The organism is Rheinheimera baltica, from assembly GCF_030731985.1.
Taxonomy (GTDB): Bacteria; Pseudomonadota; Gammaproteobacteria; order Enterobacterales; family Alteromonadaceae; genus Alishewanella; species Alishewanella baltica.
The window spans coordinates 390,079-414,876 of record NZ_JAPJDY010000004.1 but is presented as its reverse complement, the minus strand read 5'-3'; the positions used below and the strand labels follow the sequence as shown (position 1 = coordinate 414,876).

Below are 24,798 nucleotides of genomic sequence, written 5' to 3'. Positions count from 1 at the left end.
ATAGCATGCTATTAAGACATAATTATGACACAACAATCATCAACTGACTGGCCAAGAAGTTATTCATAAAAATATGTTAGCATGCCGCAACTTGGCCATATTTAGGGACATTTAAATGCATTTTTATCAGGTTATACAGCAGTTCAACGCAGAAAACAGCGACGAACATGGTATTGATGTACCGCCGCATTGGGGACAGGGGCGTGCGGTATTTGGCGGTATGGCAGCTGCACTTGCTATGGCGCATCTGCTACCCGTTATTCCCGCGGGTATGCCGCTTCGTTCCGTGTCGGTGTCTTTTGTCGCGCCATTAAATGCCGGGGCTGCAACGGTGCGCCGGCGTATTCTGCGCCAGGGTAAGTCGGTTATTCAGGCGCAGGCCGAAATTGAACAAGACGGTCAAATTGCGCTGGTACTTTTAGCCAGCTTTGGTGCGCCGCGACAATCACAACATCAGTTGGTTGCAGATACTGCACCGCAGTGGCAAACAGAAAAAGTACACACCTTACCCAAACAAGGCCAGGTACCGGAATTTACCACCCATTTTGATTACCGCATTAGCCATGGCCAACTACCATTTAGCGCCAGCCCACTGCGCCAGTTGGGTGGCGATATTCGTATGGCAGGCAGTGAGAGCAGCCAAGCCGGTATACTGGAACTGTTAGCGTTAGTTGATGCCTGGCCACCGGTTAGCCTAACTTTGCTAAATCAGCCTGCACCGGCCAGTTCGCTTACCTGGACTATCGAGTTTATAGCGCATGATTTGCCGTTTACTAACACCGATTGGTGGCGTTATCTGGCTGAAATTGAATTTGGTGCAGAGGGTTACCACCACATTTCTGCAAAATTATGGCAGCCGGATGGCAAATTAGCGGCCATAAGCCGGCAAACGGTTACAGTATTTGCGTAGTACTTGGCGCCAGTTAGCTTAGAGCCTGCTTGTTTAATGCAGGCTCGCTTAGCGCCTATGTCTATAGCGTCTAGCAGCTGGTATTAATGCAGTCGCGGCCGTCGGCCTTGGCCCGGTACAATGCCGTATCGGCAGCACACATTAGTGCCGTACTGGTTCGGTATTGGCCATTAATTTCGGTGGCAATACCCTGGCTAACCGACACACTTAGTGTTGCCGGTAAACCGGCATCAACAAAGCTTAGTTCACGCACCGCAAACTGAACATCGCGGGCAACTTGTAGCGCGTTAATCTCGTTATGGTTTGGCAAAATAAGGGCAAACTCTTCGCCACCATAGCGCGCGGCTAGTTTAGCGTCTAACGGCATCGCCTGTATTATCGCGCCCGCCACTTTGCGCAAGCAGGCATCGCCCTGAATATGGCCATAGTTATCGTTAAACTGCTTAAAATAGTCAATATCAATAATAACTACACTGAGCGGCCTTCTGGCTTCTGTACATTTTTGCCAGTGGTTTTCCAGCTGTTCATCGAAGGCACGACGGTTAGCAAGGCCGGTTAGCGCGTCAGTAGCCGCCAGCTCGCGCAGTTTATTGCATTCCGCTTTATAGCGGGTTAAATCCCGCATTACTAACACTAAGCGCGGTTCTGGCTCGGGTAAAAACGATACCGACAGCTCAATGTCTTTTACTTCACCATCTGCGCAGCGCAATGCCATTTCAGTAGGCCCGGCCTGCAACGATAAAATACGTTTTGCCACAATATTTACCAGGCCGTTATATTGCTGGTGGCAGCGGCTGACTAAAAACTCCGGCCATTTACGGCCAATTAAGGGCCTGGCAACGCAGTTGAGTAACAGTGCCGCTTTTGCATTAGCGCACTCAATCACCCCATCCGGGCTAACCACTAACACCGCTTCTGCCAGGTATTGAATAAAGCCACCAACATCCATCCCGGCTGGTGAGTCAATGTCGATGGTGTCGCCCCAAAGCGCGTCATCGTTTAAGGCTTCAGGCAGTACTTGGCGTTTACTCTGCGGTGTTGTCATCGGGTTATCTCACTATCGTTAGCTCAACTGCTGCAAACTTTAGTCTTTACTACGCGCAGGAACCTTCCGACAACCTTCTCATTTAAGCTATTGATTTTTAAACAACAAAAAGCCCACCTCGGGGCTTTTTGTTGTTTTATTTCAGGATGAAATTATCCTTTTACAAAAATATAAGCTCAGCATTTACCAAAAGATTTTGACACAACAACAATACCGGCAACGCTTACGCTTACTTTCACACCCATTGGAATACCCCAGTGGGTGCAAATAGTTAAACATGCCTGTGCCACTTTACCATCAAATGAAATAGGTACAGGAATGCACTTACTTCCAATACCTAATGGCAGGTTTATGCAGGCTTTACCATTTGCAATGGTGACAGTGATGCACTCAGCCAATAGTGCAAGATGGCCATCATCTTCTGAGATGGTATTCGCTTGCGGCAGGTTTTGAGCATTGTAGTGATTGCTCGCTGCTTCGATGGCTTGTTGTACTGCTTGATCTGAAAAAGACGGATGCTTAGTCATAATAAAATTTCCTTTATTTACTTAACGACAGATTGTCGTAAATGTTTTTTTAAGCTAAATAAAACCGGGTCGCTTCTTAAAGGGGCCGTAAAGCTAATACTTACGGTGCTATGCTGTGCAAGTTAAGAACGGGTCCCACCAAAAATATTTAGTTGGGGCACCTCCCACGGAAACACCAATTTTAATTTGATATGTGCAGTTGCCCTGCAACATAGCGGTACCTAACCACTGGTATGGAGAAGTGTCGGGTTGTTTAGTCGGAAAACCAAAGTTGCCAAATATGTTAGTACCATTTGAAACTTCAAAGCCGATGATTTCTACATGGTCACCTTGGGCCCCCATCGCGTCGATGGCTACGGCATTAAAAGCCACACCAAAGCCAGCAGTTAATTGGGTGCTAAGCTCTAGCCCACCTTCGCCCGAGCTGCCGCCTGCAACATTATTGTCCATCATATAAACGCCGGTTCCAGCGTAAGCACCATTGGTTTGGCTATACAAGTAAACTGTATCTACGGCGATATTGATCACTCGGCTGGGAACTACCGCAGGTGCGCTAAATTGACGCATTAATTTGTTCATGTGTAATATTCCTTAATTATTTAATACTCAATGTTAAAGACGAAAATTACTGTGTAACCGGCGTAATGGTTACCGGCAACGTCACCGTGATTTGGTTATCACCGTCAAAACTGAACTGAATGTTCGAGTTAACACTGCCCCCCACCGTTGATTGGGTAAGCTTGCCAGTAAACACGTTGGGCATGCCGGCTACTGGTGCAGGCGGCTGCTCCCAGCCAGACTCTGCGCCAACATTCGTAATAGAAAAATCGCCGGTGTATTGAGGATCGATAGGCAAGACAGTCCAACACACATTGCTTGATGTAATGACGTTGGTATGGAGATTTGCGCTACCTTCACCAGAAGATTGTTGCGAGCGGTTAGAAACGGCGTAACATCCGCGAGTAGAGCCCTGCGCTAACGCATTCACATCTACCCATACTTGAACGAATACCGTGCATTGATTAGGTGCAATAGACATATTATTCCTCACTTAAGTTTGATAACGACTTTCCTACTCATTTGGCTTTTCGGAGATCGCCCATTTTTTCAGTGGTGTATGATCCACTACAACGGTAAAGCGGTTTGCATACCACTGGCCTGCGTCTTCTCAAACCTAAGCAAAGGAGCCAAAACTGCGCAGCCAACGCCGATAATTTGAAACAGTGGTTTTAAAACAGCTACCTGGCTGAGAGAAACAATGAGGTAAGCGTGATATGTAGCTACCGTCAGGTTATCTCGCACAGCGGGTTAGACTGCTACAAACTCTAGCCCCCACAATAGAAATAACCTTCCGATAACCTTGAGTTATAAGTTGTTGTTTTTATGTGAATGTAAATAATTTATCAATCGAATATCGTCTAATGCTGTGCTTTACAGCTTGAGGATAAAAACAGGGTTGGCATTAACGGCTTAATTAAGGCCTTTTAACAGGCATCGCAGGTGTAATGGAAGCCAGCATCAAATTAGGGTCAGAACAAAATAAAATAGTCTAAGCTTAAACACACTTCTTATAACGAAAAATTATGCTATGGCCAGACTGCCCAGAGTGCATTTAGCCGGTGTGCCGGAACACATTATTCAACGCGGAAATAACCGCCAGCTTTGTTTTGCATGTGACGAAGATTTTGCGGCATACGCCCACTGGTTAAAGGAGTACGCCAACAAATTTCAGGTGCATATGCATGCCTGGGTGTTTATGACTAATCACGTGCATTTGTTATGCAGCGCTTCAAATAGCTCTGGCATCAGCCTTATGATGCAAAGCATGGGGCGGCAATATGTCCGTTACTTTAATCAGCGTTACCAGCGTAGCGGTACCTTGTGGGAGGGGCGCTTTAAATCTTGTTTAGTGCAGGAAGAGCGCTACCTATTGGCAGTGTATCGCTACATTGAAATGAACCCAGTGCCGGCAGACTACAGCTGGTCAAGTTACGCTATCAATGCATTGGGCAAAACTTCGGCATTGTGTAAGCCGCATTCCTGCTACCTGGCGCTGGCGAAAAACGACGCTGAGCGACAGCAAGCCTACCGCGGTTTGTTCAATCAGATGGATGAAGCACTGCTGGCTGATATTCGCAGTGCAGCGAAAAGTGGCATGGCGCTGGGTAAGGAACGTTTTAAGCAAGAAGTGGCCGACTTAACAGGGCGGCGGCAGCACCCTGAAAAACGAGGCAGGCCAAAAGGACAGGGTAAACCGGCCTGACTGCGCTTAATTTTGTTCTGACCCTATATATTACAGGATGTGCTTAAAAGCGTAACAAATAGCGCAGTTAAAAAAGCCCCTCGCGGGGCTTGTGTTACGTTCTGAATAGCCTATTAGAAACAAAGCTCAGAATTATTTGGGCTCATTAACTACTTGTGGATCTGGGCTGATAAGAAATAAGTTGTTGCTGCTGTTGGTCAAAATGAACTGAAATTTGGTCGTGCCTGGCGTTTGATCAGTGTCAATCATCTGCAATTGCATGCCGTCGGGTGAAACTTCAATGCTGTCGATGACGCCATCGAAGGGGGTTAAGAAACCGGCGCCGGCAAATTTCAGCCCTCTGCCTGTATCATCAATTAACTGGTACGTTATGGTTTCGGCTTGTGTCACCGTAACATCACCGTCGTATTGCTGTCCTTCACTGTTTAAATAGTTAAAAGCCGGTTCGCCATTTACCAGGCTAACAACAACTTTTACTAATTCTGTGGCTTGGGTGTTTGGCATTTTTTTATTTCCTTATGGTTGTTATTAAAAATGAAAATTTACTACGCTGTTTCGCTGCAGCATTGCAATAAGGTCCGGCTGTGTTTCAAGCTGTCCCAGGCAATCTAACGCTTTAACGAATGGGATGCTGTATTTCGGGTCGCTGTTGCTAGCGACGATATCGGCTAAACGGTTTTTTACCTGTAAGCATAATGTTACAACGATATCGTGCTGTTCAGCTTCAGCGAACGCCTTGGCTTGCAATAGCTGACTTCCAGATAACGATGCTAAGTAGCCATTATCCTGCGGATATTGTACTACCAACTCTTGATAGGCACCGTAGGCCAGATCGGCATTTTCTTGGCTCTGGCTAAACAGCGATAACCTTTGTAAGTGCTCTCCCGCTGCAAGCCAATGCCTAGCGAGATTTTCTTTCTGATTAGCCGCTGACAATACGTCTTTATCTTTGCGGATCGCGTCAGAAAGCGCAGCGAGGTTAGACGCTATTTGGCTTACCGTTATATCGGTTGAGAATTTAAATTTCTGAAAAAAGTAATAATATTTTCTTCTTTGCCAAGTACTGTTCTTGGGATCTTGCGCTATTGCTTTTGACAACGCAGCATAACCTGATTCAGTAACTACAAGCGCCTCAGCCCCCCTTCCTTGATAGCTCATTAGATCAGCCAGAATTTGATAGCTTGCCGCTAATCTGCGCAGTAAATAGGGCTCCTGAATAACAGCCTTGTTTTCAAGCTCTTCCTGTAACTGCCTGTGGATGGATATTGCAGACACTAATTCCCCGGAAGAAATTGCAGCAGTAGCCAACCAGGAGCGGGTATCTGCTATATCAGCGAGCAGTTGACCACTATCAGGCTGTTGCTTTTGCGCCAATAATTTCAATCGCAACGATTCTTCAAAATGTTTTTCAGCTGCAGCAAATTCTTGCAAGTTCATCGCCAGCGAACCCTGTGAGTTGGTGGCGTAGGATAGCTCCATAATGGCATCGATATTATCCGGTGCCAGTTCATACATACGCTGGCTGTACTGGTAATAGCGCTCAAACTCCGGTTGGGTGGCTTGCCAGTTGCTGGCGTCGTAGTGTATTTGACCCAGCCAGAAGGCATTGGCACCAAGGGTTTTTAATAGCTCTAAATTACTTGGTTGCTCTATCAATACCACTTCTAGCTGCACGCGGGCCGCTTGCAATGCCGCTGTGGCTTCGTCGGTTTTACCACGTGAATAGGCCACTTCACCCATGGCTTCCAGCGTTTGGCCGTGTTGCAAGCGGGCTTGGGTACTTAATGCCGAATTGTCTACCGAGTAATCGGTAAAGTATTCCAGGGCTTTGTTGCTAATACCGTCAAGTAAATCCATGCGGCCGATACTGCGCAGTTTGTCGGCAAAGTCACCTACCATAAACCCCAGCAGGTTCTCTGCTGCCAGGCGCTTTTGCTGGGCTTGCTGTTCAGCGTTAAAGCTACGCACACTCATGGTAACAGCGGTTACAGTGAGTACACACAACAACACTATGGTGCTGCACCAGGTCCAGCGCTTTAAGCGGGCTTTATTGGCTGACACCTGAATAAAGCGCAGCTCGTCGGCGTCGAGCAAAAACAAACTGTTGTTTAACAAGGTTTGCGCTTCTTGTAGTGGCTTACCGTCGGCGAGTAAATAAGCGCTGTTTTGCTGTTCTGCCTGCCAGCGCTGCGTTAAATGCAGCAAGCGGCTTTTTACGCTAAGGCTGTGGTGGTGCTCGCTGATCCAGGCCGTTGCCCGTGGCCAACGCCGAAGCAAAGCCTCGTGCGCGATGCTAAAACACGGCTCACCATTTTGCAGGTGGGAGACAAACAAGCGATGTTCTACCATGGCATAGACCAAGGCACGTTCAGCGTCGGTTTGCAGCTGCTGCACCCGGCCACTGCGGCTGGTTATGCTTTTTTCATCTTCCCTAAGCGTTACCAGCATTGACAGCACACGGGGCAAGCTGGCTTTTTCTGCCGCCCCCAGCGCACTAATGGCCTGCTCGGCATTTTTACCTATGGCGCCTTCAATGCCGCCCAACGCCTGGTATACCGACACTAACAACTGGTTGTCGTTGCTGCGCTGTAAATACAGCTCCTGCAAGGTGTATTGCAGCATGGGTAAGGCGTCGGGGTTGCTGGCCGCTTCACTGCAGAGTATTTCATCCAGCGGCGTAGCCGTGGCGGGGTCGGTATCGAAAATCAGGCCTGCAGCCAGCGCGGGTAAGCGTATCATTTGTAGTAAATCGGCCCGGCTGGGGGCAGCTAAGTCAAAATGCGCACCTTTTGCCTTGCCGGCAATTAAGCTGGGGTAATCGACCAATAGCGGGTAAAACTCGTTACGACAAGCGCTAAGCACCAGCACAGCGCCGCTGGTAGCCAATTGCTCTAACAGCTGGGTAAATTGCTTACGTTCGTCTGTGCTAAATATCGGTGACGACAGCAGTACCTCTAAGCGGTCAACAAACAAGGCAAAACGCGGCTTACTGCCAGCGCCTTTGGGCAATTGTTGTACGCAGCGCTGTATCACCTGCTCTGGGGTTGAGATAAGCAACCCGGCCAGGCTTTGAGCGCTGTCGCCGGCAAACACCGGCGTGTCGTTAATGTCCCAATCCAGCATGGCACTGGCTAAATCGGTAAATAGCTGGTTTGGTGCCACATCGGCCAGGTCCATACTGCTGTATGACATCACCTGCACCCCGTTGTAACCGCCGCTTTGCATTAAATTGGGCATAACACCGGCGTTAATCAGTGACGACTTACCACTGCCACTGGGGCCAAGTAACAAGCAGAACGCCCTGCCATACTGTATTTGCTGGGCGATGCGCTGCAATAAGGTATCAATTTGGGCACCACGACCAAAGAACACACTGGCATAACGTTCGTCATAGGCTTGCAAGCCCGGGAACGGCGAGCCCTGCAGCCAGCTATGCGCTTGCACACTTTGATCTTGCCCCAGCGGAAAGCGCACCTCTGCCACGGTACGGTAACCGCGTTTACGGATGGTTTCTATGTAACTGGGGTTAGTGGCGCTATCGCCCAATGCTTTACGTAATTGGGTAATGGTTTTATGCAGCGGGTTGTCACCGGTGTCGGTACCGGGCCAGCACTGGCTAACAATGTCATCGGCGCTAACTACCTCGCCTGCATGCAAGCATAACAGTACCAGCACATCCATCGCTTTAGGTTCAAGCTGGCATAGCTGTTTACCCCGACGCAATGTATTTGCTGCAGGCTCTACCTGCCAGTCACCGAAGAAAAATGTTTCGCGCATAATGGCTTGTATCTAATTATTTGCTGCACAACATAACATGCTGCGGCAGAATAGTTTAGCCCCTTGGTAACATCTGATGTTTGTCAGATAAAGGCTTGAGTATCAAGCTAACTTTGCTAGGCTAAAGCCAGAGCAGCAAAAAGGAAACATATGATGGCACAATGGCTTAGCGGCAGCGTAACCAGTAATCATCACTGGCATGCCAATTTATTCAGTCTTAAGGTGAAAACAGCGCCGTTTGATTTTATTGCCGGCCAGTTTGTGCGTTTAGCATTGAACACCCCGGATGGCAAAGTGCAGCGGGCCTATTCGCTGGTAAATAGCCCAGGCGCCGCCGAGCAAGAATTTTTGGTTAGTACCGTGGCAGACGGTACCCTATCGCCTTTACTGCAACAGCTAAAAATGGGTGATGAAGTAGCAATAAGTCAGCCGGCGTCCGGTTTTTTTATTCTGGATGAAATACCAGATGGCGAAAACTTGTGGCTAATATCCAGTGGCACCGGCATTGGCCCGTTTTTGTCGATGCTGGGCACCCACCTCATTTGGCAGCGGTTCCGTCATATTATTTTAGTGCATACGGTACGTACCATAGCCGATTTAGCTTACCGTGAACTAATACAAAGCTGGCAGCATCAGTACCACGGACAACTGCATTACCAACCCATTGTTACCCGCGAAGCGCATGCCGGTGCTTTGGATAAACGCCTGCCTGAATTGATACAGACTAACGAATTGCAACACGTGTGTAAGCAGCCGTTAAACAGCCAATCGCAGGTTATGTTGTGTGGTAACCCACAAATGATAACCGACACCAAGGCCACGCTTGAAAGCTTGGGGTTAAGCAAAAATTTAAGGCGTAATCCCGGCAATATTACGGTTGAGCAATATTGGAAATAGCCAACAGCGGGCCTAGAAAATTCCCGCTAGTGAGCGTAATAAACCTTGGTGTAGTGGTTGTTCTGCCTCTTTCCATTTAAGGTTGGCTTTATTGGCAAAGCTCACCACTTTAAGCTGATATTTACGCATGTCGGTGTCGCGCTGCCATAACTGCTCAAAGGCACCGCTGTCGCCTTGCAGCAATTGATGCTCGGCATACTCTTGTACTTTTTGTTCTGAATCCGGTGAAATACGCTCAGCAATCTGTACATCGGTTAGCATGGTGTAAAATTTATCCTTCACCAACTGATTACCAATATATTCAGCACCGGCAAACACGGCCAATACCACCAAGGCGCGGGCGATATCTTTGCCGTCCAGATTGGCGCCTATAGAGGTATCAACAAATACCGCCGTATTACGACCGTATCGCTCTCTACGCTGCTCTGGCGTTTCAGACTCTGGCGGTGGCGCCATCCCCGGATGCAGCAAGGCATGGGTTTCATCTGCTGTCATGCCGTATTCTTGCGCCAGAACTATGTCGGGGCGTTCTTTTAACACGGTACGCACATTAACTTGCAGCCAATATTGTGCGCGCATTGGCGAGTCAACCAGCAAGTAGCCCCGCTCAAGCATAAAATGGCGCACATCGTCTGCCAACGGCAGTTGGTATTCTGCCGTTGTGTTGCGAATATCCAGAAAAATGGTGCGTAGCTCGGGTTCAACCGGGTCAAGGTATACCGTTTCGCTCATCCGGGTTTGCGCATCCAGTTTGTGTTTAGCCACTGAGGTATGCAGCGCAGTACAACCACTTAGCGCCCATACCGTGGCAATTAGAACAACCAGACGCATTTAGAATAATCCCGCCAGTGCCCGCACCATGCCTTGGGTAAGGTCAGGCTCGGCTTCTGGCCACTTTAAATTAGCCTGATTGGCAAAGCTGGCCACCCGGGTTTGGTACTTACGCATATCACTTTCTCGGGCATAGCTGGAAGTTGTTGAACCACTATCACCCTGAATAAGTTCATGTTTTGAGCGCTCGCTTACCGTACCATCGAATCGCTCCATGATTTGAATATCGGTAATCACGCTGTAGTACACATCTTCTACCATGGCATCCACTACAGTACCCACAATAGCCCCCCCCACTGCAGCGCCCAGCGCACCGCCAGAGCTGCCACCCGTAGCACGGTGCAAGGCATAACCGCTTACCGCGCCTGCCGCTATACCAGGGCCTGCCGCCAGCGCACTGTTGGTGTCACGCGCATTGCTGCGGCCTACTTGCAGCACATTAGCCTGCAGCCAGTAATTCGCGCGTTTCGGGCTATCAATAACCTGGTAACCACGCGCTTGCAGGCTTTGAATAACCTGAGGTTTAAGATCAAATTCAGGCTTGTCTGAGGTATTACGGATATCAACAAAAATTGTGCGCTGCTCTGGTTCTACCGGATCAAGAAAAATTGAACTGCTCATCTTGGTTTGCACGTCTAGGTTACGCTTGGCAACAGCAGTGTGTAGCGCCCCACATCCGGTTAAACTTAGCGTAGCGATAACAATCGCAGACATTAATAGGGTTTTCATTGGTATTCCTTTAAAGAGATATTGGCTGGCAATGTGCTAAGTAGTTACTTTGCCGTGTCTGGCTGAATTTCATCTGAATAATTGGCCTTATTTTAGAATAAAAAGAAGCGGTTATCTGTACGCTTTTGTAAGCAAAAATAAACAGCGGCAAAAATGCCGCTGCGGCTGGTTTTATCTTTACTTTTTACAATAAATCGTTACAATGTGCGCCGCTCTTTTGACCAAATTTTACACTGCTCTTTTCAAAATAAGGTAATGACTATGCATCCGATGTTAAACATCGCGGTTCGTGCTGCTCGTAGCGCGGGTAACGTGATCGCTCGTGCTTGTGGCCAGCTTGATATGGTTCAGAAACAACAGAAAGGCACTAACGACTTTGTTACTAATGTTGATAGAGAAGCTGAACAAGCCATTGTTCAGGTGTTAAAAAAATCGTTCCCGACTCACGGTATTGTCGGCGAAGAGCATGGTGATTACGGCAACAGCGACAGTGAGTTTCAATGGATTATTGACCCATTGGACGGCACCGCAAATTTTATTAAGGGCATTCCGCATTTTGCGGTGTCTATCGCACTAAAACACCAGGGTAAATTAGACCAGGCAGTGATCTTTGATCCACTGCGCGGTGAGCTATTCACGGCATCACGTGGTCGCGGCGCCCAGTTAAATGGTACTCGTATCCGGGTAAATAACCTGCCAGATATGAGCGGCACCATTTTAGCCACAGGCTTTCCATTTAAAAACAAAACCCATTTGCCAGCGCATGCTGCCATGCTAACCGCATTACTGGCTGACGCTGCAGACATTCGTCGCACCGGTTCTGCCGCACTGGATTTAGCCTATGTTGCCGCAGGGCGCTTTGATGGTTTCTTCGAAATTGGTTTAAAGCCCTGGGATATTGCTGCGGGCGAGCTTATTGTTCGTGAAGCCGGTGGTTTAGTCTGTGACTTCGTTGGTGGAAATAACCAGATGCGCAGTGGTAACGTGGTTGCAGCAGCGCCAAAAGTATTAGCCGGCATGTTAAAAGGCATTCGGCCACACCTGACAGAAACGCTGTCTCGTTGAGCCATTCTATTTAATGTCAAAAGCCCGCACTGCGGGCTTTTTTGTTTACAACGGTAAATGTATTACAGCTGCGTAATGTTATAGCCCTGCTGTTGCAACAACTGCAGCACGTTTTGCTCGCCAGCAAGGTGCAATGCACCTACCAGCACTAATTCTACCTCTGGTGTAGCAAACATTTTCTCTAGCTGTGGCAGCCAGTTTTTATTGCGCTGAACCAATAATACATCATAAAACTGCTTTCCTTCTGGCGTGTCGGTATAGGCCATTGCCAGCTTAGCCATTGCCGACCGATCACCGCTGCGCCAGGCCGCAATGATATTAGCTAACTCCGTTTCTAATGCTGATAACTGCTGCAAATTTTGTTGGACAAAAGCATCTTCGTTATTAGCAGACACATTTAGCAGCATATTCAACTGCTGCTCTACGGTTTCCAAAAACAATAACGGTTTATTGTCTGCCACGGCTTGCTTGAGAAAATGCATGTCCACGCCTTCACCTGCCATGCCAGCTTTTTGCAGTGCAACCTGCATTAAGGTAAGTAACACAAAGTCGGGTTTAAAACCGTTTAGCGCTGCCAAATCGACCCCTTGCACTTTGGCATACTGTTGCAACTGCTTATATGTCGTTGCCGACAGCACCTGCATTAGGTTGCGACCATCGCTATACATGGCCTGTTGCATTAACAACTGCATACCTTGGGCAGTTTCCAACTCACGCACATCGGTTTCAAACACCAGCACATCTGCCTGATCATATGCCTGGTTAAAAGCCGGTGGCAACGGAAACTGCTCTGGCGGTAATAAGTGCACAGTACCGCCAATATACAGCTGCTGCGCGCCTTTGCTAACGCGCCATACTGAGGTGTCTGCCTGTAGTGCTGCACTGCAAAATAACGTCGCAATAGCGCACAGACCTATTACCTTAGTGGTTAACTTCACCATTTAATACTCCTGCTATATTGCCGTGGGTACTTCTACCGGTAAATTACGATCGCACCACTCCCGATAGCCTCCAATCAGGCTGTATACATTCTGATAGCCCATGTGTTGTAAGGTCTGTGCAGATAAAGCCGAGCGAAAACCGCCGCCACAATACAACACCAGCTTTTGTTTTTTATCGGCAACAGTTTGCTCAATATCGCGTTCAATGATGCCTTTACCCAAATGCATGGCCTCGGGTAAGTGGCCTTGCGCCCATTCATGATCTTCGCGAATATCTAATAGCACATAAGGCTGGTTATGTTCCTGTAATTCGGTAATGCTAATTTCTTTAATCTGGGCTTTTGCCTGGGTAACCAGTGCTAAAAAACCGGGGGCATGTTGCTTCGTCATCTTAATGTGGCTCCATAAAAAAATGCCAGTCAATGACTGGCATTTTTAGCATCTTTAACTGTGCAATTACAGCAAAGCGTCAGTATTTTCGCCTTCTTTCTCTATCGGCGGTGGCGGTAGCATGTCTTCTCGGCTGATACCGAGAATTTCAGCTATCGCACTGGCGACATAGATAGACGAGTAGGTACCAATAGCAATACCAAACAACAACGCCGTAGCAAAACCATGAATTAACGCACCACCCATATAAAACAGGACCACTAACACCAATACGGTGGTTAATGAGGTAATAACAGTACGGTTTAAGGTTGACGTAATGGCATCGTTAATAGTGTCATCGACACTGGTGTCGCGCAATTTACGAAAGCTTTCTCTGATGCGGTCAAACACCACGATAGTATCGTTAATCGAGTAACCTATTAGTGCCAGTATCGCTGCAAGCACCGTTAAGTCGAACTCCAGCTGCAATACTGAAAACAGCCCCATTGTTAACGTAACGTCGTGAAACAACGCCATTACCGCACCCACCGACAAGCGCCATTCAAACCGCATGGTGACATACAGCAAAATACCAATTAGTGCCACTAGCATTGCCAGGCCACCATCTTCTTTTAGCTCTTCACCAACACTTGGGCCAACAAACTCGATACGACGCATTGTCACCGGCTCTGTCAGCGAGGCGTTTAGCGCCTTAATGACATTGTCACCCAGCGTTGACTGGTCGACATCGGTGCGCAGTGGAATACGTATAAGTACATCACGGCTGGTGCCGAATAACTGCACCACCGCATCGCCGTATCCTGCAGAGGTTAGCGTTTGCCGTACAGCAGGTAAATCAGCCGGTTGTACAAAACCGATTTCAATTACCGTACCGCCAGTAAAATCTAAGCCCCAGTTAATGCCTTTGGTAGCAAAAGACAGCAGTGAGCCAAGAATTAACAGCACGGAAAGCGCTATCGCCGGCCATTTCAACCGCATAAAACCCAGTGGCTGACTAAAGGAAAATATTCTCATTATATACCCCTTATATTGGCAGTGACTGCACGCGGCGGCCACCCCAGAACAGATTAACCAATAAACGGGTACCCACTACAGCGGTGAATATTGACGTTAAAATACCAATTGCCAGCGTTACCGCGAAACCTTTAACCGGGCCAGTACCAATACCAAACAGAATTAGCGCAACCAACAAGGTGGTAATGTTGGAGTCGGCAATGGTAGCAAATGCGCGGTCGTAGCCATGGTGAATAGCTTGTTGAACTGAACGTCCATCGGCTAATTCTTCGCGAATACGTTCGAATATAAGAACGTTGGCATCAACCGCCATACCTACCGTTAGTACAATACCCGCCATACCTGGTAGGGTAAGCGTAGCGCCTGGAATCATCGACATCACGCCAACGATTAATATCAGGTTGGCCACCAATGCCAGATTAGCCACCATACCAAAGGCTTTGTAGTAAATAACCATAAAGATCAACACACATACCATACCCCACTGAATAGCCGTGGTGCCAAGTTCAATGTTCTCTTTACCAAGGCTTGGGCCGATAGTGCGTTCTTCAATGATCTGAATGGGTGCAATTAGCGCACCTGCACGCAGTAACGTCGCCAGGTTTTGCGCTTCGCCAGGTGAGCTGATACCGGTAATGCGGAAATCGCGACCTAAACGGGCTTGAATAGTGGCGTCGTTAATCACCTCTTGCTGTTTAATCAGCACAGGGTTACCGTCTTCACCAATTTCTGTGCCCGGTTTGTACTCAATAAATACTGACGCCATGCGACGGCCTATAGCATCACGCGTTGCCGCGGATAACATGTTACCGCCTTTAGCATCTAACTTAATGCTCACCTGCGGTCGGCTATATTCGTCAAAAGCAGAACTGGCACCAGTAATGTGTTCACCGGTTAACATGACACGTTTTTCTAGCAATACCGGACGGCCATCACGGGTTTTATACAGTTCAGCATTGGGTGGCACACGGCCATCTAATGCTGCAGATAAGTCACCCTCTTCGTCAACCAAACGAAATTCCAGCGATGCAGTAGCACCCAAAATTTCTTTCGCTTGTGCGGTGTCTTGTACGCCTGGCAGCTGCACCACGATACGATCTGAACCTTGACGTTGTACCAATGGCTCGGCAACACCAATTTCATTTACCCGGTTTCGGATAATGGTGATGTTTTGCTCTAAGGCATATTCGCGAATTTCTTTTATGCGGATTTCGCTAATGCTTACAAACACGGTCAGTTCATCGGGGCCGGCGGTAAACACCAGTTCACGGTCGCGATTTTTCAAAATCGTTTCGGCGGCGGTAACGTCTTCAACACTACGCAAGCTAAGGACGACCAACCCGCGAGCAAGGTCTGCCTGCACATTACGATAGCGGATTTTTTCTTCACGTAAGTCGGTACGGAAGGTTTGCACCATATCGTTGAGGTTTTTATCTAAAGCGGCTTTCATATCAACCGCCATCAGAAAATGCACACCACCCCGTAAATCCAAGCCTAGCTTCATAGGTGAAGCACCAATAGCGGCCAACCAGTCGGGTGTTGCCGGTGCCAGGTTTAACGCCGTGACAAAACTGCTACCTAATACCTGGCTGGCTATTTCGCGCGCCTGCAATTGATCTTCTGTGCTGTTGAAACGGGCTAAAATCTGGCCATTTTCTAACACGACAGATTTAGCCGCAACATTGGCTTCGCTAAAGCTTTGCTCCAGCTGAGCCCGGGTAAGTTCACTGACCGTACCACCGCGGGTTGCACTGATATTCAGTGCCGGGTCTTCCGGGTATAAATTAGGCAGCGCATAAACCAGCGCTACCAGCAACATGCCAATAACGACGAAATAGCGCCACAAAGGGTTTTGATTTAACACCAGCTTATCCTTTCTTCCGGCTTACAGTGACTTCAGCGTGCCTTTTGGCAATACGGCGCTGATAGCAGCTTTTTGCACTGTAACTTCAGTGCTATCGTTTAGTGCTATCACAACATAGTCTTTGTCTTCGGCTATTTTGCTGATACGCCCTACTAAGCCACCTTGTGTAAGAACTTCATCGCCCTTACCCAGTGCTGACATCAGGTTACGGTGCTCTTTTACACGTTTGGCTTGTGGACGGTAGATCAAAAAATAGAAGATCAGACCAAAGGCCACCAACATAATAATAAGATCCCAGCCACCACCTTGTGCAGCGCCTGTCGGTGCCGCTTGTGCATAGGCATCGCTGATAAATAAACTCATAAGTGTCCCCTTAAATTGTGATTAATGTTGTTCTTTATTAGTATCAAGCGCGTCTAGTGCCGGTACCGGCAAGCCACGCTTGGTATAAAATTGTTCGACAAACTGTGTCAAAGTACCAGCGGCTATCGCTGCGCGCAATCCTTGCATTAATTTCTGGTAATGATGCAGGTTATGCATGGTGTTTAGCCTTGCTCCCTGAATTTCATTACAACGGTCCAAATGATGTAAATATGCACGGGAATAATTTTTACAAGTGTAACAGTCGCATTCTGCGTCTAATGGGCCAATATCGTCTTTATATTTCGCGTTGCGGATTTTTACCACACCGGTACTAATAAACAAATGACCGTTACGGGCATTACGGGTAGGCATTACACAGTCAAACATATCGATACCGCGGCGCACCGCTTCAACGATATCTTCAGGTTTACCCACCCCCATTAAATACCGCGGCTTATGCGCCGGCATTTTATCCGTGGTGTGGTTTAAAATGCGGATCATGTCTTCTTTGGGTTCACCCACCGATAATCCGCCTATGGCATAGCCATCAAAGCCAATGTCTTCTAAGCCATTAAGCGATACATCACGTAAACCCGGGTACATACCGCCCTGGATAATACCAAACAGAGCCGATGGGTTGTCGCCATGGGCATCTTTGCTGCGCTTAGCCCAGCGCAATGACATTTCCATCGACTTTTTCGCTTGCTGCTCAGTTGCCGGGTAAGGCGTACATTCGTCGAAGATCATGACAATATCGGAGCCCAGGTCGCGCTGCACTTCCATTGAACGCTCTGGCGTTAACATGATGCGCTCGCCATTTAATGGAGAGCGAAATTTAACGCCTTCTTCGGTAATTTTACGTAGCTCGCCTAAGCTAAATACCTGAAAACCGCCTGAGTCGGTCAAAATTGGCTTATGCCAGTGCATAAAGTCGTGTAAGTCACCGTGCTTTTTAATGATTTCAGTGCCAGGACGCAGCATTAAGTGAAAGGTATTGCCTAAGCAAATTTGTGCGCCTGTTGCTTCCAGCTCTTCCGGCGTCATGCCTTTTACTGTGCCGTAGGTGCCAACAGGCATAAAAGCCGGCGTTTCAACTACGCCACGTTCAAAAATAAGCCGGCCGCGGCGGGCCTTGCCATCTGTGGTGTCTAATTCAAATTTCATTACTATCCTCATACGCCGGAAAAACAGTCCGGCTTTTTGCGCCGCGATTATAGCAGCTTAACCAGCAGAAGCTAAGCTGAACCGGCTGGATGAAACGTACTGCAAATTATGCAGGCTCTGGCTGGGTGTTCTTATGCAGCAGCGGCAGGGAAGCCGCGGAGGCTGAGACAGCACAGGGACGTGCTGTCGAAGACGGCGAAATAAGAATTTCCCGGCCATAGCCTTCACACTGTCCCTGTCGCTGCTGCGCTCGAAAACCTGACTCTTCAATAAAGCGAAATTACGTCTAGCGAATAAACATCGCGTCACCGTAGGAATAAAACCGGTACTGCTCAGCTATCGCCGTTTTATAAGCGTTCATTACATTTTCGCGGTTACTAAACGCGGATACCAGCATAATCAGCGTCGATTCTGGCAGGTGGAAATTCGTCACTAAGGCATCAATCACCTTAAATTCGTAACCAGGATAGATAAAAATCTGCGTATCGCCGTTATAGGCAATCAATTTACCGCCGCCTTGCTGCGCCGCCGACTCTAATGAGCGTACCGAAGTAGTACCAACCGCAACCACACGATTACCCCGCGCTTTACATGCAGCAATGGCATCCACCACATTCTGCGGTACTTCAATGTATTCAGCATGCATCTTGTGCTCTAACACGTTATCAACCCGCACCGGCTGAAAGGTGCCTGCACCAACGTGTAGCGTAATATAAGCAAACTCGACACCTTTGGCTTTCAACGCATCCAGTAACGGCTGGTCGAAATGTAAACCAGCAGTAGGCGCGGCAACCGCACCGGGTTTTTCGTTATACACCGTTTGATAACGCGCTTTATCTTCATCGTTATCCGGCCGGTCAATATAAGGCGGTAATGGCATGTGGCCTAAACGCTCCAGCATCTCAAGCACAGGTTCTTCACCGATAACCTCAAGTTCAAACAACTCGTCGTGGCGCTGATTCATTTTCACTTCGGCCGAGCTTTCTAACAACAATATGGCACCGGGTTTAGGGGCTTTGCTGGCACGAACATGCGCCAGAAAACGCTTGTTATCCAGCATACGCTCTACCAGCACCTCAACCTTTCCACCTGAGGCTTTCTGACCAAATAACCGCGCGGGTATCACTTTAGTATTGTTAAATACCAGTAAGTCACCGGGCTGTAAAAAATCTGTCAGATCTTTAAAGATATGATGGCTTAACTCACCGTTATGTTTATCCATTGCCAATAAGCGGCTGGATGAACGTTCGGCTTTAGGAAAACGGGCGATTAGCTGCTCAGGCAGTTCGAAAGAAAAGTCTTTAACTTGCATGCTTTTTACTGACATAGATGGTTCCTTGGCTTTACCGACCAATGGGCGCGGTGTGATAAAAACAGCGCGCATTCTAGCAAATAATCGCTACACTTTACGCTAGAATCTCTCGTGAGTTTACCGATATGCCGAGATCCTTGTTACTGCTGCTCCTGTTGTTACTGTTTCAAACGGCTGTCTGCAGCGCACAGACCGCGGCCAGTTTGGCCACGCAACCAGATCTGGGCACTATCCATGTGGCGACAGAGCAATGGCAGGGGTTTACCCATGAGGATCACAGCGGCGCCTACTTCGATTTGATCCGGCTGATATACCAGCCTTACCCGTTTCAACTTAAAGTGACCTTAAGCAACTACAACCGCGCCTTAACCCTGGTACGCCAGCATAAGGCAGATATTACCTTGGCAGTATCGGGCCACAATAGTGGCCGATTTTTGCTGTCTGCCAGGCCAATTGACCAGGACAAAATCGTTGCTATTTATCATCCGAATTTTCTTCAATTTACAACGGTGGCTGACTTAAAACCACTGCGTCTGGCCTGGAACCTGGCATATGATTTTGGCACCATACTCAATCTACCCAGAGTTGGATACGAAGTGTTATCGGTGCAACAAGGTGTGGAGTTGGTGAAAAAGCAGCGTATAGATGTTTATCTGGCTGAGCAAAGCCAGTTAGATCACTATTTTAAAAGCAAAAAAAAACAACTTAATCCGCTACAGTTAAAAGCTATCGCCGCTGATGACATTTATATTGCCTTTGCCGACACGAGCGCTGGTCAGCAACTAAAACGTATCTGGGACCAGCGCTTTAACGCACTGCTTGCCAGTGGTGAACTGCAGCAGTTTTATCAGCAATATAGTGATTTTTATCTGGTCACAGAGTGATCATTGGCTAGCGGCCAATGACTCAGACACACGTGCACCGCACTTTTGTTGCAACACCTCGGCGATAAGATCAGCCATTAAACGATAACTGCGGGCCTTAGTTGACGTGGGTCGCCAGGCTACACCGATATCACGATACGCAGCAGCATTACCAGGAGCCCGGCTAATCAGCTCTGTACTATCGAGCAAACCGCTGTTAATGGCCATTTGCGGCATAAAGGTAACACCAAGCTTATTGTTTACCATTTGTGTCAGCGTATGCAGGCTGGTAGCAAAAAACGGGTTTACTTTGCGGCTATCGTCTAACTCACAGGCCTTTACAGCATGGTTTGTCAGGCAATGTTCACGCTCTAACAAAAAGATACTTTCATCTGGCCACTGGCTAATATCTTGGTTAAACCCCCTGTCCAACCAGTCTTTATGTAACACCAGTTTAAAACCATCCTGCGCCAACACTTCGGTATGAAAAGGGCCGGTTTCATAAGGTAACGCCAGCAAGACCATATCCAGCCGCCCTTCTGCCAAAGCATGCAAAGAGTTATCTGATGTGTCTTCACGCAGCAATAACTGTAATTCAGGATAACGCTTGCGGCATAGCGTCATCACTTCGCTCAGCACAAAAGGCGCGATGGTTGGAATACAGCCAAGCCGGAAAGGCCCCGCCATTGGTTTGCCCTGACATTTAGCAAAATCAGTTAACTCTTCGCACTGTTCAATGATATAGCGCGCCTGTCGGACAATATCTTCACCCAACGGAGTAAAAATGAAAGTTTTGTGATCACGCTCCAGAAGCTGCGCATGCATCGTCTCTTCTAAATTAGCAATAGCAGCACTTAACGTAGACTGGCCGATATAACACGCCTCTGCTGCCCGGCCAAAATGTTGATGCTCATGCAATGCCAATAAATACTGTAGTTGTTTAATACTCGGCAACCGTTTCATTATTTATTCCGATTTAAAATACATTTTTTAGACAAAAATACTAATAAAAGATATGCCGATGCCCAGAGCATTACAAGCTTTAGCCAATAAAAAAGCCCCCGATTTGGAGGCTTTTATCAACCACATGCCAGCTTAACTAAAGATAGCCTGCAGAATATAGAAGAAAATTATCGCTAAACCCGCCCCTACTGGCAGTGTAATAATCCAGGAAATGAATATATTGCGCACGACGCCCAGATTAAGTGCCGCAATACCACGCGCTAAGCCTACACCTAACACCGCGCCAACTAATGTTTGGGTGGTAGAGATAGGTAAACCTGCACCTGACGCGATAACCACCGTTGAGGCTGCAGACAGTTCAGCAGCAAAACCGCGGCTTGGGGTTAAATGAGTGATAGCGGTACCTACGGTTTTAATAACCCGTGCACCCAGCGTAGCAAGACCGATAACAATACCAATACCGCCTAACGGCAGGATCCACCATGCCAGCGAAGCTTTACTGACAATCTCACCACCACTGCTTACCACACTCACTACAGCGGCTAGAGGACCAATAGCATTGGCAACATCGTTAGAGCCGTGCGCAAAAGCCATGCAGCAAGCGGTAGTGATCATTAACACACCAAAAATACGCTCGACGTTATTAAACTGCATTTTTTTATCGGCTGCCGGGTCAAATTTCAACCGGCCGATGACCAGTTTACCGATGATCCCCACCACTATGGCTACCACAATTGAAATGTAATAACCGTCTGCTGTAGTAAGGTGCAAGCCAACGTGCTTTAAGCCTTTTTGCACCGTAACCAAGGTCATCATAAAGGCGGCAAAACCCATATAGAACGGGACAAACTTTTTAGCGTTAGCCAAAGGCGCATCGGTATCAAAAATGAGTTTTTGCGCACTCATAAAAAACATATAGGCTAAGACACCGGCAAGCATCGGCGTGACAACCCAGCTGCCAACAATACCACCCACTTTGTCCCAATGTACGGCATCAACGCCTACACCTACCGCGGCAAAACCGATAATGGCACCAACAATAGAGTGTGTAGTAGACACCGGCCAGCCAAAATAAGAAGCCACAATTAGCCAGCTGGCCGCTGCTAACAGCGCAGCAATCATGCCATAAACCATTAATTCTGGTGCATCAACAAAGAACGATGCATCTGTAATGCCGCCACGGATAGTAGACGTCACTGAACCGCCGGCTAAATATGCTCCGGCAAACTCAAAAATAGCAGCAATAAAGATAGCTTGTTTTATCGTAAGGGCTTTTGAGCCAACTGACGTACCCATGGCATTGGCTACATCATTTGCACCAACACCATAAGCCATCATAAAACCGAATACGGCGGCGATAACAACTAGAATTAAACCGTATGATTGTAAAATATCCATCAGGAAAACCTTTTATAATTAACGGGCAAGCATAATTTCGAGGCGCGAACCCACTTTCAATGCCACGTCGGCTAAATCACCAACCCACTCCAAGGTACGATATAAAAACATCACATCAATGGGGTTTAGTTCTTGTTCTGCCAGACGTAAGGCTTTACGCAGCTTTATCTGCATATCGTCAGTATCACCTTCAATCATGTCCAGCTGCTCAACCATTTTAATTACTAAATCAACTTCCCGACCACGAAAGCCTGTTTCCAGTAACTCATCTAATTCGTTAATCACTTCACTTGCCAGCTTAGTCGCATCAATACAGCGTTGTACGTATGCTTTAAAACCGTCTTGTAAACTTGCAGGAATAAGTAATTCGCGGCCTAATACCCGGCCAGTGATATCTTTGGTTTTGTTAGCAATTTTGTCCTGCTGTGATACCAATTCTAATATGTCGGTTCGATCTACCGGCAAAAACAGGCCTCGTGGCAGATTAATTCGAATTTCGCGTTTTAATTTGTCGGCTTCCTTTTCCAACATCACGATATTTTTGCGTACGTCCGCCGCAAGCTGCCAATCCTGTTGATAGACAGCATCAAAAAAAGGTAGCAGTAATTCACTCGCCTGATGCACCTTGCGAATATGTTCTTCTATCGGCTTAATCGGTGATTTGGCAAACACGGATAAAAAAGTACTAGCTGGCATAGCCTGGCCTCGTAAGTTGGTTTGACTGTAGTCGGCGCGCATTGTAGCGACATTCAAAGCGCAATAAAAACGAAAAATGAACGCAGAATGAAAATGCCCCGCACAGCCATAGTGCAGGGACATTGCAGACATACAGAAAAAGCATAATTAAATCAGCTACGTGCTTCATGCTCAAGTTGTTCAGCACTGCTGTGGCGTACCACCTTACCTTTAACAAAAAAGATAATATATTCGGCCAAATTCTTACAGCGATCTCCTATACGCTCCAGCGAACGGGCTGACCAGATGACATTCATAATCTTAGGAATGGAACGTGGGTCTTCAATCATATACGTCATTAGCTGGCGGGTAATGGCTTCGTATTCACGGTCAACTTTTTTATCTTCTTTATGCACCAACAACGCTGTTTCAACATCCATCCGCGCAAAAGCGTCTAGTACATCATGCAGCATCTGACCGACGTGACGACCTAAGTTGTCTAAATTAACCAGTAAGTCCTGTTGCTCACTGTTAAATGACTCTAACGCCACTCTGGCGATACGCCGGGTTTCATCACCGATACGCTCCAGGTCTGCAATGGTTTTCATGATGGCCATGATTAAACGTAAGTCACTGGCCGCGGGCTGGCGCTTGACAATAATGCTGGTGCACTCTTTGTCAATTTGTAGCTCCCAGTCATTTACTTTTAAATCAGTGTCGATAACTTTTTGTGCCAACTCGGTATCGGCTGTGGCAATGGCCATCAGCGCATTGTTCAATTGCTGCTCTATAAGTCCGCCCATCGCCATAACATGGTTACGAACAATATCGATCTCTTCATTAAAAGAGCTGGAAATATGTTTACTTAAATTAAGCTGATCCACTGCGCTCTCCGCTAGTCTGAATGAACATTTGCGACACCGTCTATCAGGTCGCATTTTGCATATATGCAGTATAGGCAGAAACGGGGGTGCTGTGCCAGCAGCCTAACTTACTGAGTTTCGCAACTTTTTTGTAGCACAATAGTTATAGGATGAAAGTTCTTGCCGCTTTGGTTACAGCTAAACCATTATATTCACAAATATTATTACGAACACATTTAAAAATGCTGACTTGGCGGCTACACTCAGCAAGTGCTTGCGTACATTTTTCCAAAGCAACATCACAAAAAAATCATAATTATTACTCAGGTATGACAGGAAAATATTGAATGAAGCAGTTAGTACTTACATTAATTGGTAAAGATAAAGCTGGTTTAGTCGAGAAACTGGCAACCGTGGTTAGCACACATAATGGTAACTGGATGGCGAGCAACTTAAGTCACCTTGCCGGATATTTTGCTGGCATTTTACAAGTTGAAGTTGCAGAGCAAGATTTGCCAGCCCTGACAGCGGCCCTGGAACAACTCACCGACCTGGATATAAAGATTCAGCACGGCGTGCCTAGCAACCTCAATGCAGAACAGCATCTCAAATTTGTCATTACCGGTAATGACCGCCCAGGCATCGTGCGTGAATTATCTTCGGTTATCAAACATAAAGGCACCAACATTATTCATTTTGAAAGCAGCAAGCAAAGTGCGCCAAATTGGGGCGTACCATTGTTTAACGCAATTGCAACGGTTGAGCTGCCTGCCAGTGTTAGCCGCGACGAAGTGGTAAAGGCATTGGAAGCAATCGCTACTGATATCGTCGTGGATATTGAAACAGAAAACTGAGACTCATTGCAGCCGCATGCCGGCTGCATTCATCTTGCTGTCATAAAAATGCCATAGAGTGATACCCAGTTGTAGTTAGGGAGCTGGAAT

The 24,798-nt window shown here is 47.5% G+C and carries 25 protein-coding genes; 6 read left to right on the top strand and 19 right to left on the bottom strand.

Annotated elements, in window-relative coordinates; translation table 11 throughout:
* The first annotated feature begins 115 nt into the window (after positions 1-115).
* A complete protein-coding gene (locus tag ORJ00_RS09270; protein WP_027671092.1) occupies positions 116-910 on the top strand; it encodes an acyl-CoA thioesterase in 795 nt (264 codons plus the stop codon).
* 70 nt (positions 911-980) lie between these two features.
* Here the strand turns inward: ORJ00_RS09270 and ORJ00_RS09265 are convergent, their stop codons facing one another.
* The 4 genes from ORJ00_RS09265 to ORJ00_RS09250 form a co-directional block, all read right to left on the bottom strand.
* The gene (locus ORJ00_RS09265; RefSeq protein WP_305975323.1) at positions 981-1,955 is read right to left on the bottom strand and encodes a sensor domain-containing diguanylate cyclase; all 975 of its coding nucleotides are present in this window, start codon (positions 1,953-1,955) and stop codon (positions 981-983) included.
* Positions 1,956-2,131: 176 nt separating this feature from the next.
* Positions 2,132-2,482 carry a hypothetical protein gene (locus tag ORJ00_RS09260; RefSeq protein WP_027671094.1) on the bottom strand — a complete coding sequence of 117 codons (351 nt, stop codon included), beginning with the start codon at positions 2,480-2,482 and terminating at the stop codon, positions 2,132-2,134.
* Positions 2,483-2,590: 108 nt separating this feature from the next.
* Positions 2,591-3,061, bottom strand: coding sequence for a DUF8788 domain-containing protein (locus tag ORJ00_RS09255; protein ID WP_305975325.1), 471 nt, complete (start codon positions 3,059-3,061; stop codon positions 2,591-2,593).
* Between the two features lie 46 nt (positions 3,062-3,107).
* Positions 3,108-3,521: a DUF8788 domain-containing protein gene (locus tag ORJ00_RS09250; protein ID WP_027671096.1), complete on the bottom strand. Its 414-nt coding sequence runs from the start codon at positions 3,519-3,521 to the stop codon at positions 3,108-3,110.
* A 549-nt stretch (positions 3,522-4,070) separates the two neighbouring features.
* Between ORJ00_RS09250 and ORJ00_RS09245 the strand changes: the two genes are divergently transcribed.
* A complete protein-coding gene (locus ORJ00_RS09245; protein ID WP_306139644.1) occupies positions 4,071-4,745 on the top strand; it encodes a transposase in 675 nt (224 codons plus the stop codon).
* Between the two features lie 132 nt (positions 4,746-4,877).
* On the opposite strand, the gene ORJ00_RS09240 is transcribed toward ORJ00_RS09245, so the two are convergent.
* Positions 4,878-5,249: a DP-EP family protein gene (locus tag ORJ00_RS09240; protein ID WP_305975331.1), complete on the bottom strand. Its 372-nt coding sequence runs from the start codon at positions 5,247-5,249 to the stop codon at positions 4,878-4,880.
* Positions 5,250-5,273: 24 nt separating this feature from the next.
* Entirely contained in the window at positions 5,274-8,522 is a 3,249-nt protein-coding gene (locus ORJ00_RS09235; RefSeq protein ID WP_306139643.1) for an nSTAND1 domain-containing NTPase, read from the bottom strand.
* Between the two features lie 150 nt (positions 8,523-8,672).
* Here ORJ00_RS09235 and ORJ00_RS09230 point away from each other — a divergent pair, with 150 nt between their 5' ends.
* On the top strand, positions 8,673-9,419 hold the full coding sequence (locus tag ORJ00_RS09230; protein ID WP_240474869.1) for a ferredoxin--NADP reductase: 747 nt from the start codon (positions 8,673-8,675) through the stop codon (positions 9,417-9,419).
* A 12-nt stretch (positions 9,420-9,431) separates the two neighbouring features.
* Here ORJ00_RS09230 and traT read toward each other — a convergent pair whose 3' ends face one another.
* Positions 9,432-10,250: a complement resistance protein TraT gene (traT, locus tag ORJ00_RS09225; protein ID WP_306139642.1), complete on the bottom strand. Its 819-nt coding sequence runs from the start codon at positions 10,248-10,250 to the stop codon at positions 9,432-9,434.
* On the bottom strand, positions 10,251-10,979 hold the full coding sequence (locus ORJ00_RS09220; RefSeq protein WP_027671103.1) for a complement resistance protein TraT: 729 nt from the start codon (positions 10,977-10,979) through the stop codon (positions 10,251-10,253). It abuts the gene before it with no gap.
* A 261-nt stretch (positions 10,980-11,240) separates the two neighbouring features.
* On the opposite strand from ORJ00_RS09220, the gene suhB reads away from it, so the two are divergent.
* Complete coding sequence (gene suhB / locus ORJ00_RS09215; RefSeq protein ID WP_305975336.1) at positions 11,241-12,044, top strand: inositol-1-monophosphatase; 804 nt, start codon at positions 11,241-11,243, stop codon at positions 12,042-12,044.
* A gap of 62 nt (positions 12,045-12,106) precedes the next feature.
* Here suhB and ORJ00_RS09210 read toward each other — a convergent pair whose 3' ends face one another.
* The 7 genes from ORJ00_RS09210 to queA all read right to left on the bottom strand — a co-directional run bounded on the left by ORJ00_RS09210 (position 12,107) and on the right by queA (position 19,092).
* Complete coding sequence (locus tag ORJ00_RS09210; RefSeq protein ID WP_305975338.1) at positions 12,107-12,985, bottom strand: TraB/GumN family protein; 879 nt, start codon at positions 12,983-12,985, stop codon at positions 12,107-12,109.
* Between the two features lie 12 nt (positions 12,986-12,997).
* A complete protein-coding gene (locus ORJ00_RS09205; protein ID WP_306139641.1) occupies positions 12,998-13,375 on the bottom strand; it encodes a rhodanese-like domain-containing protein in 378 nt (125 codons plus the stop codon).
* 66 nt (positions 13,376-13,441) lie between these two features.
* On the bottom strand, positions 13,442-14,389 hold the full coding sequence (gene secF / locus ORJ00_RS09200; protein WP_027671107.1) for a protein translocase subunit SecF: 948 nt from the start codon (positions 14,387-14,389) through the stop codon (positions 13,442-13,444).
* 10 nt (positions 14,390-14,399) lie between these two features.
* Positions 14,400-16,253, bottom strand: coding sequence for a protein translocase subunit SecD (secD, locus tag ORJ00_RS09195; protein WP_306139640.1), 1,854 nt, complete (start codon positions 16,251-16,253; stop codon positions 14,400-14,402).
* A 21-nt stretch (positions 16,254-16,274) separates the two neighbouring features.
* Positions 16,275-16,616, bottom strand: a complete 342-nt coding sequence (gene yajC / locus ORJ00_RS09190; RefSeq protein ID WP_027671109.1) for a preprotein translocase subunit YajC — start codon at positions 16,614-16,616, stop codon at positions 16,275-16,277.
* A 21-nt stretch (positions 16,617-16,637) separates the two neighbouring features.
* Positions 16,638-17,780, bottom strand: coding sequence for a tRNA guanosine(34) transglycosylase Tgt (gene tgt / locus ORJ00_RS09185; protein WP_027671110.1), 1,143 nt, complete (start codon positions 17,778-17,780; stop codon positions 16,638-16,640).
* A gap of 286 nt (positions 17,781-18,066) precedes the next feature.
* Positions 18,067-19,092: a tRNA preQ1(34) S-adenosylmethionine ribosyltransferase-isomerase QueA gene (gene queA, locus ORJ00_RS09180; protein ID WP_306139664.1), complete on the bottom strand. Its 1,026-nt coding sequence runs from the start codon at positions 19,090-19,092 to the stop codon at positions 18,067-18,069.
* A gap of 125 nt (positions 19,093-19,217) precedes the next feature.
* Here queA and ORJ00_RS09175 point away from each other — a divergent pair, with 125 nt between their 5' ends.
* Complete coding sequence (locus ORJ00_RS09175; protein WP_084153567.1) at positions 19,218-19,976, top strand: substrate-binding periplasmic protein; 759 nt, start codon at positions 19,218-19,220, stop codon at positions 19,974-19,976.
* Here the strand turns inward: ORJ00_RS09175 and ORJ00_RS09170 are convergent, their stop codons facing one another.
* The 4 genes from ORJ00_RS09170 to phoU form a co-directional block, all read right to left on the bottom strand.
* On the bottom strand, positions 19,977-20,918 hold the full coding sequence (locus ORJ00_RS09170) for a hydrogen peroxide-inducible genes activator (protein WP_027671113.1): 942 nt from the start codon (positions 20,916-20,918) through the stop codon (positions 19,977-19,979).
* Between the two features lie 132 nt (positions 20,919-21,050).
* Positions 21,051-22,316, bottom strand: a complete 1,266-nt coding sequence (locus ORJ00_RS09165) for an inorganic phosphate transporter (protein WP_027672137.1) — start codon at positions 22,314-22,316, stop codon at positions 21,051-21,053.
* An 18-nt stretch (positions 22,317-22,334) separates the two neighbouring features.
* Entirely contained in the window at positions 22,335-23,012 is a 678-nt protein-coding gene (locus ORJ00_RS09160) for a TIGR00153 family protein (RefSeq protein WP_027672136.1), read from the bottom strand.
* A 152-nt stretch (positions 23,013-23,164) separates the two neighbouring features.
* Positions 23,165-23,875, bottom strand: a complete 711-nt coding sequence (gene phoU / locus ORJ00_RS09155) for a phosphate signaling complex protein PhoU (RefSeq protein ID WP_027672135.1) — start codon at positions 23,873-23,875, stop codon at positions 23,165-23,167.
* A gap of 326 nt (positions 23,876-24,201) precedes the next feature.
* Between phoU and ORJ00_RS09150 the strand changes: the two genes are divergently transcribed.
* Complete coding sequence (locus ORJ00_RS09150) at positions 24,202-24,708, top strand: glycine cleavage system transcriptional repressor (RefSeq protein WP_027672134.1); 507 nt, start codon at positions 24,202-24,204, stop codon at positions 24,706-24,708.
* Positions 24,709-24,798: the final 90 nt, after the last annotated feature.

Bases quoted from the DNA above. Each gene is read 5' to 3' on its own strand.
- ORJ00_RS09255 (WP_305975325.1), bottom strand. From the start codon at position 3,061: ATGAACAAATTAATGCGTCAATTTAGCGCACCTGCGGTAGTTCCCAGC.
- ORJ00_RS09245 (WP_306139644.1), top strand. From the start codon at position 4,071: ATGGCCAGACTGCCCAGAGTGCATTTAGCCGGTGTGCCGGAACACATT.
- tgt (WP_027671110.1), bottom strand. From the start codon at position 17,780: ATGAAATTTGAATTAGACACCACAGATGGCAAGGCCCGCCGCGGCCGG.
- ORJ00_RS09250 (WP_027671096.1), bottom strand. From the start codon at position 3,521: ATGTCTATTGCACCTAATCAATGCACGGTATTCGTTCAAGTATGGGTA.
- ORJ00_RS09220 (WP_027671103.1), bottom strand. From the start codon at position 10,979: ATGAAAACCCTATTAATGTCTGCGATTGTTATCGCTACGCTAAGTTTA.
- ORJ00_RS09260 (WP_027671094.1), bottom strand. From the start codon at position 2,482: ATGACTAAGCATCCGTCTTTTTCAGATCAAGCAGTACAACAAGCCATC.
- ORJ00_RS09210 (WP_305975338.1), bottom strand. From the start codon at position 12,985: ATGGTGAAGTTAACCACTAAGGTAATAGGTCTGTGCGCTATTGCGACG.
- secF (WP_027671107.1), bottom strand. From the start codon at position 14,389: ATGAGAATATTTTCCTTTAGTCAGCCACTGGGTTTTATGCGGTTGAAA.
- yajC (WP_027671109.1), bottom strand. From the start codon at position 16,616: ATGAGTTTATTTATCAGCGATGCCTATGCACAAGCGGCACCGACAGGC.
- ORJ00_RS09235 (WP_306139643.1), bottom strand. From the start codon at position 8,522: ATGCGCGAAACATTTTTCTTCGGTGACTGGCAGGTAGAGCCTGCAGCA.
- ORJ00_RS09170 (WP_027671113.1), bottom strand. From the start codon at position 20,918: ATGAAACGGTTGCCGAGTATTAAACAACTACAGTATTTATTGGCATTG.
- ORJ00_RS09205 (WP_306139641.1), bottom strand. From the start codon at position 13,375: ATGACGAAGCAACATGCCCCCGGTTTTTTAGCACTGGTTACCCAGGCA.
- ORJ00_RS09160 (WP_027672136.1), bottom strand. From the start codon at position 23,012: ATGCCAGCTAGTACTTTTTTATCCGTGTTTGCCAAATCACCGATTAAG.
- ORJ00_RS09270 (WP_027671092.1), top strand. From the start codon at position 116: ATGCATTTTTATCAGGTTATACAGCAGTTCAACGCAGAAAACAGCGAC.
- ORJ00_RS09150 (WP_027672134.1), top strand. From the start codon at position 24,202: ATGAAGCAGTTAGTACTTACATTAATTGGTAAAGATAAAGCTGGTTTA.
- traT (WP_306139642.1), bottom strand. From the start codon at position 10,250: ATGCGTCTGGTTGTTCTAATTGCCACGGTATGGGCGCTAAGTGGTTGT.
- ORJ00_RS09230 (WP_240474869.1), top strand. From the start codon at position 8,673: ATGATGGCACAATGGCTTAGCGGCAGCGTAACCAGTAATCATCACTGG.
- queA (WP_306139664.1), bottom strand. From the start codon at position 19,092: ATGCAAGTTAAAGACTTTTCTTTCGAACTGCCTGAGCAGCTAATCGCC.
- ORJ00_RS09175 (WP_084153567.1), top strand. From the start codon at position 19,218: ATGCCGAGATCCTTGTTACTGCTGCTCCTGTTGTTACTGTTTCAAACG.
- ORJ00_RS09240 (WP_305975331.1), bottom strand. From the start codon at position 5,249: ATGCCAAACACCCAAGCCACAGAATTAGTAAAAGTTGTTGTTAGCCTG.
- suhB (WP_305975336.1), top strand. From the start codon at position 11,241: ATGCATCCGATGTTAAACATCGCGGTTCGTGCTGCTCGTAGCGCGGGT.
- ORJ00_RS09265 (WP_305975323.1), bottom strand. From the start codon at position 1,955: ATGACAACACCGCAGAGTAAACGCCAAGTACTGCCTGAAGCCTTAAAC.
- ORJ00_RS09165 (WP_027672137.1), bottom strand. From the start codon at position 22,316: ATGGATATTTTACAATCATACGGTTTAATTCTAGTTGTTATCGCCGCC.